Source organism: Kribbella alba, assembly GCF_039529635.1.
GTDB lineage: Bacteria > Actinomycetota > Actinomycetes > Propionibacteriales > Kribbellaceae > Kribbella > Kribbella alba.
On the sequence record NZ_BAAANE010000004.1, the window covers coordinates 593,113 to 608,391 of the forward strand.

The 15,279-nt window shown below is 69.0% G+C and carries 17 protein-coding genes; 1 reads left to right on the forward strand and 16 read right to left on the reverse strand.

What is annotated here, in order from left to right; all coding sequences use genetic code 11:
- Positions 1 to 69: 69 nt before the first annotated feature.
- The 10 genes from ABD210_RS09555 to ABD210_RS09600 all read right to left on the reverse strand — a co-directional run bounded on the left by ABD210_RS09555 (position 70) and on the right by ABD210_RS09600 (position 8,390).
- Positions 70 to 516 (reverse strand): YdeI/OmpD-associated family protein, encoded by a 447-nt coding sequence (locus ABD210_RS09555; RefSeq protein WP_344110619.1) that lies wholly within the window; start codon positions 514 to 516, stop codon positions 70 to 72.
- Complete coding sequence (locus tag ABD210_RS09560) at positions 513 to 1,316, reverse strand: alpha/beta fold hydrolase (RefSeq protein ID WP_344110621.1); 804 nt, start codon at positions 1,314 to 1,316, stop codon at positions 513 to 515. Before ABD210_RS09560 ends, ABD210_RS09555 begins: the two co-directional genes overlap by 4 nt.
- Positions 1,313 to 2,089, reverse strand: coding sequence for an alpha/beta fold hydrolase (locus ABD210_RS09565; RefSeq protein WP_344110622.1), 777 nt, complete (start codon positions 2,087 to 2,089; stop codon positions 1,313 to 1,315). Before ABD210_RS09565 ends, ABD210_RS09560 begins: the two co-directional genes overlap by 4 nt.
- A 109-nt stretch (positions 2,090 to 2,198) precedes the next feature.
- Complete coding sequence (locus tag ABD210_RS09570) at positions 2,199 to 3,455, reverse strand: RNA polymerase sigma factor (RefSeq protein ID WP_344110623.1); 1,257 nt, start codon at positions 3,453 to 3,455, stop codon at positions 2,199 to 2,201.
- A gap of 108 nt (positions 3,456 to 3,563) precedes the next feature.
- Positions 3,564 to 3,941: a YciI family protein gene (locus ABD210_RS09575; protein ID WP_344110624.1), complete on the reverse strand. Its 378-nt coding sequence runs from the start codon at positions 3,939 to 3,941 to the stop codon at positions 3,564 to 3,566.
- Between the two features lie 132 nt (positions 3,942 to 4,073).
- Positions 4,074 to 5,567 (reverse strand): LCP family protein, encoded by a 1,494-nt coding sequence (locus ABD210_RS09580; RefSeq protein ID WP_344110626.1) that lies wholly within the window; start codon positions 5,565 to 5,567, stop codon positions 4,074 to 4,076.
- Positions 5,568 to 5,720: 153 nt separating this feature from the next.
- Positions 5,721 to 5,999: a hypothetical protein gene (locus ABD210_RS09585; RefSeq protein WP_344110627.1), complete on the reverse strand. Its 279-nt coding sequence runs from the start codon at positions 5,997 to 5,999 to the stop codon at positions 5,721 to 5,723.
- 107 nt (positions 6,000 to 6,106) lie between these two features.
- A complete protein-coding gene (locus ABD210_RS09590) occupies positions 6,107 to 6,781 on the reverse strand; it encodes an SDR family NAD(P)-dependent oxidoreductase (protein WP_344110628.1) in 675 nt (224 codons plus the stop codon).
- Positions 6,782 to 6,815: 34 nt separating this feature from the next.
- On the reverse strand, positions 6,816 to 7,697 hold the full coding sequence (locus tag ABD210_RS09595; RefSeq protein ID WP_344110630.1) for a hypothetical protein: 882 nt from the start codon (positions 7,695 to 7,697) through the stop codon (positions 6,816 to 6,818).
- A gap of 102 nt (positions 7,698 to 7,799) precedes the next feature.
- Positions 7,800 to 8,390 (reverse strand): TIGR03086 family metal-binding protein, encoded by a 591-nt coding sequence (locus tag ABD210_RS09600; RefSeq protein ID WP_344110632.1) that lies wholly within the window; start codon positions 8,388 to 8,390, stop codon positions 7,800 to 7,802.
- 291 nt (positions 8,391 to 8,681) lie between these two features.
- On the opposite strand from ABD210_RS09600, the gene ABD210_RS09605 reads away from it, so the two are divergent.
- Complete coding sequence (locus ABD210_RS09605) at positions 8,682 to 9,269, forward strand: HhH-GPD-type base excision DNA repair protein (RefSeq protein WP_344110634.1); 588 nt, start codon at positions 8,682 to 8,684, stop codon at positions 9,267 to 9,269.
- A 287-nt stretch (positions 9,270 to 9,556) separates the two neighbouring features.
- On the opposite strand, the gene ABD210_RS09610 is transcribed toward ABD210_RS09605, so the two are convergent.
- From ABD210_RS09610 to ABD210_RS09640, 6 genes are all read right to left on the reverse strand, one after another.
- Positions 9,557 to 11,578, reverse strand: coding sequence for an oxidoreductase (locus ABD210_RS09610; RefSeq protein WP_344110635.1), 2,022 nt, complete (start codon positions 11,576 to 11,578; stop codon positions 9,557 to 9,559).
- Positions 11,575 to 12,120: a PadR family transcriptional regulator gene (locus tag ABD210_RS09615; protein ID WP_344110636.1), complete on the reverse strand. Its 546-nt coding sequence runs from the start codon at positions 12,118 to 12,120 to the stop codon at positions 11,575 to 11,577. The genes ABD210_RS09610 and ABD210_RS09615 overlap by 4 nt, the downstream gene beginning before the upstream one ends.
- 261 nt (positions 12,121 to 12,381) lie before the next feature.
- Positions 12,382 to 12,597: a YdeI/OmpD-associated family protein gene (locus ABD210_RS09620; RefSeq protein ID WP_344110638.1), complete on the reverse strand. Its 216-nt coding sequence runs from the start codon at positions 12,595 to 12,597 to the stop codon at positions 12,382 to 12,384.
- Positions 12,598 to 12,624: 27 nt separating this feature from the next.
- Entirely contained in the window at positions 12,625 to 13,128 is a 504-nt protein-coding gene (locus tag ABD210_RS09630) for a methylated-DNA--[protein]-cysteine S-methyltransferase (protein WP_425552649.1), read from the reverse strand.
- On the reverse strand, positions 13,125 to 13,679 hold the full coding sequence (locus ABD210_RS09635) for a GNAT family N-acetyltransferase (RefSeq protein ID WP_344110639.1): 555 nt from the start codon (positions 13,677 to 13,679) through the stop codon (positions 13,125 to 13,127). The genes ABD210_RS09630 and ABD210_RS09635 overlap by 4 nt, the downstream gene beginning before the upstream one ends.
- Position 13,680: 1 nt before the next feature.
- On the reverse strand, positions 13,681 to 15,150 hold the full coding sequence (locus tag ABD210_RS09640) for an AlkA N-terminal domain-containing protein (RefSeq protein ID WP_344110641.1): 1,470 nt from the start codon (positions 15,148 to 15,150) through the stop codon (positions 13,681 to 13,683).
- Positions 15,151 to 15,279 lie beyond the last annotated feature (129 nt).

Genomic DNA, 15,279 nt, shown 5'->3' on the forward strand with positions numbered 1-15,279 from the left:
GCGACGACCTCTTGCGTCCGAAGAACTGGCGGGCCAGCCCTCCACTTCTTCGGACGCAACGGTGGTCGCTCAGCGCTGCCCGCGCCCCGAGGCGAGGCGTTCGACCGCCTTCGTGATGCGGTTCTGCCGGGTCTCCGGCTTCTTAGCCTCCTCGATGCCGAGCACGAACCAGCCGCGCTGGCCGGCCGACAGCCCGTCGAAGAACGTCCGCGCTTTCGGCTCCGCATCGAGCGCCGCCGCGAAATCCTCCGGTACGGCGACCTCGCGTGGCTCCGTGTCCAGGACGACCTCGACGTCGATCTCGTCGCCACCCGCGACCCCGGCTGCCTCGCGGTTCTTCACGCTCAGCGCGATCATGTACCGCCCGCCCATCACCGCGACGGTGTTCCGGTAGCTATAACCTCCGACCGTCACCACGACCGGCGGCTTCTTCCCTTGGCCGAGTGCGGCTATAACCTCCGGCGGCACCTCGATCCCGGTCACCGTCGTGCCCTGCAGAACCGTGCGGAACCTCATCGCGCACCTGCGAAGAACTCGGTCAGCACCGGGGCGATCGCCGCCGCCTTGATCATGTGGTTCTGCCCCGGGATCTCCCGGTGCACGGCGCTCGGAACCGCCTCCGCGACCGCCTTCACCGAGGAGCGCATCCAGCCGGGGCTCTTCCCGCCGCCCGCGATCAGCACCGGCATCTCCAGCCCGGCCCACTGCGCCGCGTCCAGCGGTTTGCCGAAGCTGTTCTCGCCCATCAGCTCGGCGTCATAAGGAAGCGTGTGGGCGACCGCCTTCAGCTGTTTCCAGGCCGGCATCAGCTTCATCATCGTGACGACGACGCCGGGCAGCCCGATCCCCTTCGTCATGAAGTACTTGACCGTGTCGCCCGGGCGGCCGGCGTCGGACAACGCCCGCAGGTCGGCGGCCCAGGTCCGCGGAATCGGCTTGCGGCTCTCGTCGACCACGAAAGGCGCCTCGAACACGGCCAGCTTGCTGATCGGCACCCCGGCAGCGGCAGCCCGTAGTACGAGAGCACCACCGGAAGAGATGCCGTACACGTAGGCGGAACCACCTGCCGCCTCGATGACTGCGGCCAGGTCCTCGATCTCGCGGTCCGGCTCGTAGACGTCTGCGTCGCCGCTGTCCCCCCGGCCGCGTCGGTCGTAGTGGTAAACCGTGTACTGCGAGGCCAGGTGCTTCGCGAGCTCGGGCATCGGCCCCTGAGCCCGGCTGCAGAGTGCTCCGTCCACGAGGACCACCGCGGGACCGGCACCGGTCTGGTCGTAGGCGATCGTCGTACCGTCCTTCGAGACCACGGTGTTCATGCGAAGAACTCCTTCAGCGCGGGCGCCAGTACTGCGGCGTCGACGTTGTGCTGCTGGTCCGGCAGCACCCGGTGGCTGCCGTCTGCCAGGAGCTCGACGACGGCCTGGTTTCCGAGTGCCATCCACTCCTCGGACGCGCCCCCGGTCAACACCTGCGTCGGCTGGGTGATCGCGGCAACCGCCTTCTCGGGAACGGAGTAGTCCCCCATCACGGTCGCGTCGTACGCGAGGGTGTGCGCGATCGCCTCCTGGGCCGGCCACCACGGCGACTCCTTCGCCATCGCGACGAACTCGGCCGGCAGCCCGACCACCTCGGCCATGAAGTACTCCGCGGCCGCGTCCCGTCGTCCGGCCGCCACGAAATCGCGGTAGATCGACGCGGTGTCAGCCGGCGGGCGCTGCCGGGTGCCTTCGAGAATGTACGGCGGCTCCCACAGCGCCAGGCGGTTCACCGGCCGGCCGGCGGCGGTCGCCAGCAGGGCCAGCGCGGCGCCGGACGAGGTCCCGTAGAGGTGCGCTGACCCGCCCGCCTCGGCGAAGATCGCGTCCAGGTCCTCGAACTCGCGCTCGATTGCGTAGACCTCGGCATCACCGCTGTCGCCGCGTCCCCGCCGGTCGTAGTTGTAGACGGTGTGGTTCTCCGCCAGCAACGCGGCCAGCGGCGCGTTCGACATCCGGTCCACCGAGCCCCCGCAGACCAGCACGACCGCGGGCCCGTCGCCCAACCGGTCATAAGCAATCGACGTGCCGTCCGCCGAGATGACGTTGTCCATCATGAGCTCCTTCTCCAAGCCGATCAGCCGATGCCCTTCATCTGGCCTCACCGCTGCGTCGAACGGCCTGCCCCCAGATCGACAGGTAGGCCGAAGAACGCTTCCGGGCTCAGCAGGCGGCGGCTCGGTCGAGGAGGAAGGCGCGCTCGCGTTCGTTGCGGGTCAGGCCGGCCGCCCGCTCGAACTCGGCCCGAGCCTCATCCAGCCGGCCGAGCTTGAACAGCAGGTCGCCCCGCACACTCGGCAGCAGGTGGTACTCCTTCAGCGTCGGCTCCTCGAGCAACGCATCCACCGCGACGAGCCCCCGCTCCGGCCCGAACGCCATCGAGATCGCCACCGCCCGGTTCAGCTCCACCACCGGTGACGGACTCACCTGCGCCAGTACGGCGTACAGTCCCGCGATGCGAGCCCAATCGGTGTCGTCGGCCTCGGCCGCCCGGGCATGGCAGGCGGCAATGGCGGCCTGCAGCAGGTAGGGCCCGGGGGTTGCTTCGCCGGACCAGGCGCGGTCGATGCTCTCGAGGCCGCGGCGGATCAGCAGCCTGTCCCAGCGGCGGCGGTCCTGGTCGAGCAGCAACACGGGCTCGCCGGACGGGCCGATCCGGGCGTTCGCGCGAGAGGCCTGGAGCTCCATCAGCGCGAGCAGACCGTGCACCTCGGACTCGCTCGGCATCAGCTCGGCCAGCAGGCGCCCGAGCCGCATCGCCTCGTTGCAAAGGGCCGGCCGCATCCAGTCGTCACCGGCAGTCGCGGAGTACCCCTCGTTGTAGATCAGGTAGATGACCTCGAGCACCGAGGACAGCCGCTCGATCAGATCGGCCCCGGTCGGGACCTCGAACTCGACCTCTGCCTTCGCGAGGTTGCGCTTGGCCCGGACGATCCGCTGGGCGATGGTCGACTCCGGCGCCAGGAACGCCCGGGCGATCTCGTCGGTCGTCAGCCCGCCGAGCAGGCGCAGGGTGAGCGACACCCGCGCGTCCGTGGTCAGCACCGGGTGGCAGGCGGTGAAGACCAGCCGGAGCAGGTCGTCCTCGATGGTCTCGTCGAGGATCGCCTCGACGTCGTCCTCCACGCTGTCACCGTCGATCTCGAGCTGGTGGCCCATCTCGACCAGCTTGCGCTGGTAGGTGTCCTTGCGCCGGATCAGGTCGATCGCGCGCCGCTTGGCGATCGCCATCAGCCAGGCGCCCGGGTTGTTCGGTACGCCGGAGGTCGGCCACTGCTCCAGCGCCGCGACCAGCGCGTCCTGCGCGAGCTCCTCGGCCAGGCCGACGTCGCGCACGATCCGCGCGACGCCGGCGATGATCCTGGCCGACTCGATCCGCCAGACCGCGTCGATCGCGCCGTGAGTGTCCGTAACCGTCACCCGACCGATAGAACAACACCCCCGGTCCAACAGCAAGCGCCGTCAGCTCTCGAAGAGGTCCGAATCAGCACTCGACGAGGCCGGAGTCAGTTCTCGAAGAGGCCGGAATCAGTTCTCGAAGAGGTCGGAGTCGGGGCCGAAGTCGGCCTCCTCGACCACCTTGCGGACCTCGACCTCGGCGTCCAGCGCCTCGGCCATCCGGGCGGCCCACTCGATCGCCTCGTCCTTGGAGCGGACCTCGATGACCGTGATGCCGCCGATCAGCTCCTTGGTCTCGGTGAACGGGCCGTCCGTGACGGTCCGCTTGCCGTCGGACACCTTGACCCGGGCGCCGAGTGCGCTGCGGTGTACGCCCTCCCCGACCAGGAGCACGCCGGCCTTGGTCATGTCCTCGATCGCCTTGCCGACCCCGTCGATGACGCTCTGGCTCGGGAACCGGCCCGCCTCGGAGTCCTCGTCGACCTTGTTGATGATCATGTAACGCATCGCTGCACTCCCTCGTCGTGTTTGCCGACTACTTACTCTCACGTCGAGCAGGTCACCACCAGATCGACACACGCCGAAACTACTGTCCCAACCGTCCAGCGAGGCGCCCTTGTGCCGCCGTACTGGACCGGGTCAGCTGCCGGTCTGGTCGCCGCCGGGGTGGTAGGCGCAGGCGTTGGCCAGGTTCTCGGTGGGCGGCGGCGTCGCGGACTTACCCGAGGCGGCCGAATTGCCCGGCGGGGCGGTCTTGCCCGAGGTCGGGGCGCTGCTCGGCGTACCGGTGGGCTTGGCGGCCAGGGCCTTGGCGACCGTTTGGCGGAGTCCCACGTAGTCGGGGTGCAGGTACTTGAGCCGCAGCTTCGCCACGTCCAGCGACACGTTCGAGACGGTCGCGGACTTCACCCGCAGGGCAAGCTGGACGAGCGCCGGCAGAAGTTCCTGCGGGATGTCCGTGCGCAGCAGGTGCTTGCCGGCCTTGGCGATCGCCTGGTACTTCGTCGCGAGCGTCGCCGGGTCGGCCGCATCGACGATCCCCTTGATCGCGCAGCGCTGGCGGATCTGCCGCTGGTCGTCGTCGGCGCCGTACCGGCCGCGGGCGAACCAGAGTGCGTGGAAGCCGTCCAGGTGCTGCTTCGGCCCCGGCTCGATCCACTGGCTGGGCGGGATGTGCGAGCTGCTCACGCCGCCCATCGCGACCCGTTCGTTGACGTTGACGGTGATCCCGCCGAGCGCGTCGACGATCTCGTCGAAGCCCTGCAGATTCACCTGCAGGTAGTAGTCGATCTTCAGGCCGGTCGCCTCGCCGACGGACAGCTTGACCACGTCGGCGCCGGGGTTGTCGGACGGTCCGAGAACGCCGGGGTGGGCTGCGGGGACGTTCTGGTACATCGCCGTCAGCATCCACTCCAGCCGACCCTCCAGGCTGAGGCCTTCCTGGCCGAAGCCGTTCGGGTAGAACCTGCGCAGCGGCGAGCCTGCGGGGAACGGCATGAAGGTGAGCTGCCGCGGCATCGAGATGAGCGCGGTGTCCCCCGTCTTGGTGTCGATGCTCGCGACGATCACGGTGTCGGTGCGGACGCCGATCCGGCCCTTGCCATCGTCGCCGCCGAGCAGGAGCAGGTTCAGCCGCGGCGTGCCCTCCCACGGGTCCTTCACGTTCACGACCGTCGGCCGGGTCGCGCTCCGGCTCTCACCCTGCGCGACGAACACGTTCTGCACGAGGTCGCGCTGCGCGAGCAGGTTCTGTACGCCGACGGCAGCGGGCGCGGCGATCGCGAAGCAGAGCAGCCCGACGAGAACCGCGCCGACGGCTCGACCGGCCGGGCGAGACGTTGCCGGGCGCAACAACCGGTGGGACCAGACGATCAGGACGATCCAGGCCAGCGCAAGCACACCGATCGCCACGCTGGTGATCAGCAGCCGACTCGGGACCACCGCGGCCGCAAGCACTTCGTCACGGCGGGTGAGCCCGGCGTACACGCCGAGCCCGAGCAGGGCGACAACGAGGGTCACGATGAAGCCGCCGAGCCGCTTCCGGCCGCCGATGATCAGGCCGAGGCCGGGGAGAAACGCGCTGACCAGGGTCAGGCCGAGCGAACTCCAGACGCTGCGGGCGCGGGCCCGCATCCGGACGTGACTGGGTGTGGCCCGACGACCTTTCGCGCGGGTTGCGCGTGATCGGCTCCCCATATCTCCCCTGTCAACGCCCCGATGCCAGTGTGCGCCCAGTACCCAACGCGCACACCCCCTCAGACGCCGAACAGACTCGAACGGTTGACCTCAGCGGAAGTCGACCTGCCCCTGCGGCAGCCGTGAAGGCTCCAGCGGACGGAGCAGACCGGCGGCGAACCAGGCCTCGACGGACTTGGCCTCCTTCGGGTTCGGCACGTAGACCACCCGGGCCATCCAGTCGTCGGCGTTGTTCCGTCGCCACTCCAGGATGAGCCCCGGCCAAGGTCCACGCTCGTACGCAGTACCAAGCACCCAGCAGTGCCGCCGCCGGTTGTCCGGCGGCGGCTCCCGCGGATAACGCCTGTTGCTCCCCACGAGACCTAGCATCGCACAGAGGTTCGATTGTCAGGCAAATCGGTACTACGGGCCCGGCGCTACACCGAGGAGCGCAAGGCCTGGACCGGGCTGCGCGGGCACCCGGAGCTTGCGAACGACTACACCGGGATGTGCGCCCCGGAGACGCCGTCGTTCTCGGCGAGGAAGCGGACTACGGAGGCGATCCGGGTGGGTGGGGTCCACTTCGAGGTGTCGGCGTTCGGCCTCGCGCGGCGATTGGCCGCTGTGTCGATCGTGCCCGGCACGATCGCGTTGACGCGGATGTTGTCCTTCGCGTACTCGACCGCCAGCGCGTCGACGAAGGCGAGCACGCCGGCCTTGGCGGTGATGTATCCGGCCGCTCCGGAGAAGGGCTTTAGCGCCGAACCGCTCGACGTACAGACGATCGCTCCCCCGCCGCCGGCGATCAGGTGCGGCAGAGCGGCCTGAGTGATCAGGTACGTGGGGCGCAGGTTGAGGCGGAGCTGACTCTCGAAGTCCTCGATCGAGGTCTCGTGCACCCGACCACCGGAGTGGAATCCCCCGACCAGGTTGACCAAAGCCTGCAACGGCGCGGCCTCATCGGCGGCCGCCAACTCGACCACCCGCTGTACGTCGGACGGATCCGCGACGTCCGCAACGACAGTGTCCAGCGCCTTGTGCAGGCCGAGGTCGGCAAGGGTCGACGCACTTCGCCCAGGTACGACGACGCGCCACCCGGCCGCGAGGAATTCCGCGGTCACTGCTGAGCCGAGTCCCCCTGTGCCGCCGGCGACAACCACAGTCCGAGTCATAGCCGCACCCTAGTCCGAGAGCCTGCGCCGGAGGTCAGTCCGGGAGGGCCAGCGTCCGGCCGGCGTCGCGGGCTGCGTCGATGCTGCGGGCGAGGGTGTCGCGGAGGCCGGCCGCTTCGTCGGCGAAGCCCTGGACGACGCTGGTGTCACCTGCTGGTTCAGTGCGGGCGAGGAGTTCGATATAGCGGTCGCCGTCGTCGAGCGCTGCCTCGGCGCGGAGGGCGGCGTCGGCCGAGCGAACACGGTCGGCATACCGCTCGAGCAGCTCGACCTTGCGCTTGATGGCATCGACCGACCTGCTCAAGGCACGCCGCTGCGGCCCAAGGACGGCGTCCAGCTCGGCCGTCGCCATGCCGCGAGCCACCTCGCGCTGGCGGGCGCGTAGTACGGATTGTTCGTGGAGTACTTGCCCCATGTCCCACAGCTGCTCGGGCAGGACCAGCTCATTCTTCACCTCGTCGAGCAGGCCGCGCTGCGTGACTGTTGCCCCGAGCACCGTTTTGACAGCTCGTTGGGCGCGGCCCAGGAGGCGGCCGGAGTCCTCGTCGAAGTCCTCCGCCAACAGGTACTTGCCGTGGTGCAGGCGGACGGTCTTGTGACCGCGGTCCTCGATCGCGGAGCTGGCAGCGACACCGACGGTCATGACCACGGCGACCGCGGCGAGCGCCAGGGATGCCCAGGCAGCGACGGCGGTCGGCAGGGTGATGGCGAAGATGATGAGCCCGAGGATCCAGCCGCCGACGCAGACCGCGAGCCAGACCAGCAGCGAGCCGAAGGTCGCGCCCGGCTCGATCGACCAGGACGTCTGCCGCTTCGGTCTCGGCTGGCCGGCGGGCACGAACAGCTCAGGCCTGCGCTCGAACAGCCGGCGCACCTTCAGCGGGACGTCGGGCGCGAACACCGGATCCAGCCCCATCGAGACCTCCCTGATCTGTGGATACTCAGGGTAGCGGTGAGCGCGACTTCCGCAGCTTGGCAGCCAGCCGTCGAGCATGAGTTCCAGACCGAACTCGAACAGTCAGTCCAGGGGTGAGACCCAGTCGGGGTTGCGGCCGAGCAGGCCGAGGAGGACGTGCAGTTCAGACGCATCGCCCGGGACCTTCACGCCACGTTCGAAGGCCGCACCGGGGCCGCGCGCTGCGTCTGTGTCGGGGATCCGCCGGGCCAGGGTCAAGGCCGCCTCGACCATGTCGGCGGGCGGCTCGTACGGGATGTCGATCGCCTTCGCGAGGTCCCACGCGTGCACCACGCAGTCGAGCTGGTGGAACGTCAGCGCGATCCGTCTCGGAAAGGTCCCGAACTCGCGGACCTCCATCAACCGGTCGAGCGCTCCCCCGTCGGCGAACGCGTCGGCGATCCGGACGTTCGAGCTGCGATAAGCACCGGCCGGGTTGTCACCGAGCCGCCCGCCGGTCCAGGTCTGCACCGGCGCCGAGCCGTCCGTCGCCGCGGCGGCGAAGCCCTCGTTCTCGCTGACGATGTGCCGCAAGAGGCCGCGTACGGTCCAGTCGGGGCAGGGAGTGGGGAACCACAGCTGCTCGGGGCGCACCTGCATGACCACCTCGCCGAGTACTCCGCCGGCCCGCCGATCCAGATCCCGGATGTCCATCCGCTCTCCTCCACGTCGTCGCCCTGCCTCGCTGAGCATAGGCCCGCCGCATCCCAGCCGCCCGCCCTCCGGCGTGGATCCCACCCAGCACACGGGATAACCCGCACCCACACACATCCGCCCGAAGAGCCCGTACTCCGGTACGCCCCGCCCGCCGCTGGCTGAGCTCGCCTCGCGGCACCACACCCTGGCGGTGGAGCAACCCGAGGTTTCGGCGATCAACCTGCGCGCAGCGAGACGTAGTACGAATTATTGGGTGGCGCGGGCCGTTCGGGCGGTAACCTGACGCCCATGGTTGGCACGCTGTACATCACCGGAGACAAGGCCGCGGACGGGCTGCTGAACAAGGACGGCACCGCACTGCTGCTCGGCATGCTGCTGGACCAGCAGGTGCCGATGGAGTGGGCGTTCGGTGGACCGGCCAAGCTCAAGGAACGGCTCGGCCACCTCGATGCGCGCAAGATCGCGGCGATGGAGGTCGACGAGTTCGTCGCGGTGTGTTCGGAGAAGCCGTCGATCCACCGGTTCCCCGGCGCGATGGGCAAGCGGATCCACCAGGTCTGCACGGTGCTCGCGGACGAGTACGACGGCAAGGCGGCGAACCTCTGGAAGGGCGTCGACAGCGGCGCCGAGCTGTACCGCCGGTTGCACGCGCTGCCCGGCTACGGCGAGGAGAAGTCGAGGATCTTCGTCGCGATCCTGGCGAAGACGCAGGGCATCCGGCCGGAGGGCTGGCAGGAAGCTGCGGGCAAGTTCGGCGACGACATTCCTCGCTCGGTCGCCGACATCGACGGCCCGGAGTCCTTGGCCAAGGTCCGCGAATGGAAGAAGGCTCAGAAGGCCGCCAAACGCGACAAACAGGACAAGCCCGTCGCCTGACCGCTGTGGGCTTGCCGATCGGCAAGTCGCCGCGCATCTTGCAGCCGAGCCCAGCCCCGACTGACGCGCTATTCGGCCACTACCGCCTTGCAAGGCGCCAGCGGCCGAGCAAGCCGCCAGTCGTCAACGAGCGACAGCTGGCTCGCCCGCCAACCCTGGCTCGGCCCGGTAGCAGCTTGCTCGGCTGGTACCGCCTTGCAAGGCGGTACCGCCCGAACGAGCCGCTAGCGGTGAGCGCTTCCGCCATTGGCGTGGGGCCGCGAGCTGTGGGCCGGGGGCCGGGGCGGTTAGAGGGTGGCGGCCAAGCGGGTGCCTTGGTCTATGGCGCGTTTGGCGTCCAGCTCGGTGGCGAGGTCGGCGCCGCCGATGAGGTGGACGGGTTGGCCGCTGGCGCGGAGGGTATCGGCGAGGTCGCGGACGGACTCCTGGCCGGCGCAGATGACGACCGTGTCCACAGTCAGAGTGCGAGGGTTCTCCCGCTTCGGGCCGAAGGTGATGTGCAGGCCCTCGTCGTCGATGCGTTCGTAGTTGACGCCGCGGAGTAGCTCGACCTGCTTGTTCTTCAGGGCGGCCCGGTGCACCCAGCCGGTGGTCTTGCCAAGGCCGGCGCCGATCTTTCCGGACTTCCGCTGCAGCAGGTAGACCTGTCGCGGTGACGGCTCCGGCCGCGGCGTGGTCAAGCCGCCCGGCGCCTTCGTCGGGTCCGTGACGCCCCACTCCGCCTTCCACGCGTCCAGGTCGAGCGTCGGCGAGTGAACGGTGGTCAGGAACTCGCTGACGTCGACCCCGATCCCGCCGGCGCCGACCACCGCGACCCTGGTTCCAACGGGCTTCCCGAGCCGGACGACATCGACGTACGAGAGGACCTTGTCGTGTTCGATTCCGGGGATGGCCGGGATCCGGGGGCTCACCCCGGTCGCGAGGACGACCTCGTCGAAGCCGGTCAGGTCGGCCGCGGTCGCCCGATGACCGAGGTGGAGCTTCACCCCGGTCAGGTCGAGCCGTCGCCGGTAGTACCGGATGGTCTCGGCGAACTCCTCCTTGCCGGGGATCTTCCGCGCGATGCCGAACTGGCCGCCGATCTCGGCGTCCGCCTCGAACAGCTCGACCTGGTGACCCCGTTCGGCCGCTGTCACCGCTGCCGCCAATCCCGCCGGACCAGCGCCCACCACCGCGACCTTCTTCGTACGACGGGTCGGCAGCAACTGGAGCTCCGTCTCGCGCGCGGCCCGGGGATTCACCATGCAACTGGCCTTGCGCTTCGCGAACACATGATCCAGGCAGGCCTGGTTGCAGGCGATGCAGACGTTGATCTCGTCGGCCCGATCGGTGGTTGCCTTGAGCACCCAGTCCGGATCGGCCAGGAACGGCCGGGCCATGCTGATGAGGTCGGCATCACCGCGGGCCAGCACCTCTTCGCCGACCTGCGGCAGGTTGATCCGGTTCGAGGTGACCACCGGGATGGTCACGTGCGGGCGGAACGAGGCCGTGATCGACGTGAACGCGGCGCGCGGCACCGAGGTGACGATGGTCGGCACCCGTGCTTCGTGCCAGCCGATGCCCGTGTTGATGATCGAGGCTCCGGCCGCCTCGACCTCCTTGCCTAGCGCAACGACATCGTCCCAGCTCTGACCGCCCTCGACCAGATCGGCCATGGAGAGCCGGTAGATGATGAGGAAGTCGGGACCGACCCTCTCGCGAGTACGCCTGACGATCTCGACGGCCAGCCGCCGCCGGTTCTCCGCGCTGCCGCCCCAGCGGTCCGTGCGCTTGTTGGTGCGCTCGGCCAGGAACTGATTGATGAAGTACCCCTCGGAGCCCATGATCTCCACGCCGTCATAGCCGCCCTCGCGAGCCAGCGCCGCGCACTCGGCATAAGCGTCGATCTGCCGCTGGACCCCCCGATCCGACAACGCGCGCGGACGGAACGGGTTGATCGGCGCCTTCACCGACGAAGCGGAGACGCTGAACGGGTGGTACGAGTACCGCCCGGCGTGCAGGATCTGGAGGGCGATCAGGCCGCCTTCCGCGTGCACGGCATCGGTGACGACCCGGTGCTTCAACGCCTGCCGGCGACTGGTCAGCCGCGAACCGAAAGGAGTCAGCCAGCCGGTCCGGTTCGGCGCGTATCCCCCGGTGACCATCAGCCCGACACCCCCGCGCGCCCGCTCGGCGAAGTACGCCGCGAGCTTGGGCAGGTCCTTGGCCCGGTCCTCCAGGCCGGTGTGCATCGAGCCCATGATCACCCGGTTCTTCAGGGTCACGTGACCGAGATCCAGCGGTGCCAGCAGGTTCGGGTACTCGCTCATGGGGTGCGCTCCGATCGCAGTGCCTGGATGACTTCGTCGCACCAAGCCACGAAGGACTCCTCCGCCCGGACGCCGCCGCGCAGTACGAGGTACTGGTGGAGTTGCCGGCCGTTGAGCCTGTCCGGCTTGGGGAAATCGCGCCGCTGAATGCCTCGATAGACCTCCAGCAGGCCGGCATGTTCGGCCCGATGCCGCTCGACCTCACGCAGTACCGCGGACGTGTCGCCGAGGGAGGCGCCGCGCAGTTTCACGCTGAGGCCGTCGCGCAGGACAGCCGGCTCGACCGGTTCGGCGAGCCAGCGGGTCAACTCCTCGCGGCCCGCCGCCGAAACCCGGTAGACCTTCTTGTCCGGGCGTCCCTCCTGGGCGATCTCCGTATGCGTCACCCAGCCGGCCTCGTCCATCCTGCGCAGCACCCGGTAGATCTGCTGGTGCGTGGCAGGCCAGAAGTACCCGATCGACCGGTCGAACCGCCGGGCAAGCTCATAACCTGACCCGGCCCGCTCGGTCAGCGAAACCAGAATCGCGTGCTCCAAGGCCATGACGGCCAACCTACCTATGCAACTAGTTGCACTGCACCTGATTGCAAGCTGGATCACACCGGCAGTACGCAAACTCAAGTCGCTCCACCAACACCCGTCGGCAACTCCGCCCGCCGCCGATCGCCTCGACGACCCCGTCAACTGACTCGAAGAGGGCGGACCCGCAGCACTCACCAACCTCGTCTACAGCCCCGCAGCGCACCGGCTTCAGGCGTGACGTCGCGCCGATCGACCGCCAAGGTGAGTGCCGGACGTCCGGGGTCAGCGCGGGTCGTTGACTGGACGGTCCTCGGCCGCGTCGGCGATGCGGCGGGCGCGGGTCTCCGGGCGCTTCGCGAGCGCGATCCATTGGAGGATGAGACGTTTCGACGACGGCGGGAACGCCTCGAAGTGGCAGCGGGCCGGCTCGGAGGTAGCGAAGGCGGCCTGGAGCTCACCTGCGCTGCCATGGTCCGTGCCTTCCGTCGTCGTTGCCATGACAGAAGGCATGCGCCAGATAAGTGCTCACCAATGAGCACTTATCAGAAAAGTACGTCGGCCCGTTCGTGGTCCAGCAGTCGCTGCTTGCGCTCGAGCCCGCCGCCATACCCGGTCAGGCTGCCGGTCGAGCCGACCACCCGGTGACAGGGCACGATGATGCTGATCGGGTTCTTCCCGTTCGTCGAGTCCCACCGCCCGGGACGCTCCCGGCGGCATGCCCAGCAAGGCCGCGAGCTCCCCGTACGTCGTGGTCTCGCCGTACGGGATGTCCTTCAAGGCGTTCCACACCTGCCGCTGGAAAGGCGTGCCGTTCATCCTCAGCGGGACGTCGAAAGTGGTGCGCCCGGCCTCGAAGTACTGCCGCAACTGCTCCGCGACGGCTGGAAGCACGGAGTCGTCACGCGGGCCGAACGTCGCCAGGTCCGGACGATGACGGTGCTGCTCCATGTAGACCCCGGCCAGCTCTCCATCACTGGACGCCACCAGCGTGAGCAGGCCGACCGGGCTGTCGATCACCGCATATGTCACTGCCGCGCCTCCCACTGCGCGGAGCTGATCCGGTAGAGCACGTGACGCTCCAACCGGTGGCCCTGCTCGAGCCGCGGGTGGTCGAAGTCGTCGGCATCGTCGTGGGTCATGCCGATGCGCTCCATCACCCGCTGCGAGGGCTTGTTCGTCGTCGCGGTGAAGGAAACCACCTCGTCCAGCCCGGCCGGGCCGAACCCGTACGCCAGCGCAGCCCGCGCGGCCTCGCTCGCATAGCCGTTGCCCCAGGCATCTTTCGAGAGCCGCCAGCCGACCTCCACGGCCGGCGTGAAGTGCGCGTCGAAGCTCGGCACCGAGAGACCGGTGAACCCGATGAACTGCCCGGTCCCGCGCACCTCCAACGCCCACAGGCCGAACCCGCGCTCGTCGAGGAAGGTGCTGATCCGGTCGATCAGCCCGTCGCTGTCGGCCCGAGTCATCGGCGCCGGGAAATGCTCCATCACGGCCGGATCGCTGTTCAGCGCCGCGAACGGCTCGTAGTCGCTCTCCCTCCAGGCACGCATCAGCAGACGGTCGGTGGTCAGCTCGGTCATCTCACTCCGCGGGGATCTTGTTGATGGCATGGTCTCCGGTCGCCCAGAGGTACTGCACGGCATAGGCACGCCACGGACGCCAGGCGCGGGCATGCGCGATCAACGGCTTGGGGGCCTCCGGCAACCCTAGATCACGCGCGGCGTACCGAATGCCCAGATCGCTTGCCACAAAGGCATCCGGGTCACCCAGCGCGCGCATCGCGATCGACTCGACGGTCCACGGGCCGATTCCCGGCAACGCCGCAAGCTGGGCGCGCGCCTTGTCCCAGTCGCTGCCGGCGCCCAGATCGATCTCGCCGGCCGCAAGGGTCGCGATCAGCGTGGTCAGCGTCGTACGCCGGGACTTCGGAAAGGCGAGGGACTCCGGATCGAGCCCGGCCAGCGCCTCCATCCGCGGGAAGAGATGGGTCAAGCCGCCCGCCGGATCATCCACCGCATCCCCATGAGCCCGCACCAACCGGCTCGCGTGCGTCCGCGCGGCCGCCGTGGATACCTGCTGCCCAAGCACAGCCCGTACTGCGAACTCGGCGCCGTCCACAGTTCGCGGGACCCGACGGCCCGGTGCCTTCTCGACCAGCGGCGCGAGCAACGGATCACTCCGGAGAAGGTCGTCGACCGCGACCGGATCCGCGTCCAGGTCAAGCATCCGGCGACACCGGCTGATCGCGATCGCCAGGTCGCGCTGATCCGTCAGCGACAACTGGCAGCCGATGTGATCCGCCAACGGTTTCAGGGCGACCACGCCATGCCCGTGTGGCAGCCGCATCGTCCGGCGATAAGCACCATCACGCCACTCCTCGACGCCTGGCACGCCGGTCGCGATGAGGTGCCCGAACAGGTTGTCGGGAGTCAGCGGCGCGCGGAACGGCAGCCGCAAGGAGATCGTGCCCGGCGCTGCCGTGGTCGAGCCCTTGGCCCGGCTGCGCAACTCGGTCGGCGACAGTGCAAACACCTCCTGCACCGTCTCATTGAACGCCCGCACGCTCGAGAACCCAGCCGCGAAAGCAACATCGGCCATCTGCAGTGAGCTCGTCTCGATCAACAGCCGCGCGGTCTGAGCCCGCTGCGCCTTGGCCAGCGCAAGAGGACCAGCTCCAAGCTCGGCCTGGAGTTGCCGCTGCACCTGGCGAACGCTGTATCCGAGCCGCGTTGCCAATCCCGGTACGCCGTCGCGGTCGACGACGCCATCTCCGATCAACCGCATCGCGCGCGCCACCAGATCGGCCCGGTCGTTCCACTCCGGCGAGCCTGGACTCGCGTCCGGCCGACATCGCTTGCAAGCGCGGAACCCGGCCTGCTGAGCGGCCGCGGCGCTCGGGTAGAACCGCATGTTCTCGACCTTCGGCGGCGCCACCGGGCAGCTCGGCCGGCAGTAGATCTTCGTGGTGAGCACGGCGGTGAAGAACCATCCGTCGAAGCGCGCATCCTTCGACTGCACCGCCCGCACACACCGCTCGCGACATTCGTACACGCCCCCAGCATCCCCGCTGCCACCGACACTCTCTAGCGGATTTACGCCATCGCCCGACCCACCGCCCACCCCACCCGCCCACGACCCTCCCCGGCGACTCCTTCATCGAGTGTGCGGAGCGTGTCGCCT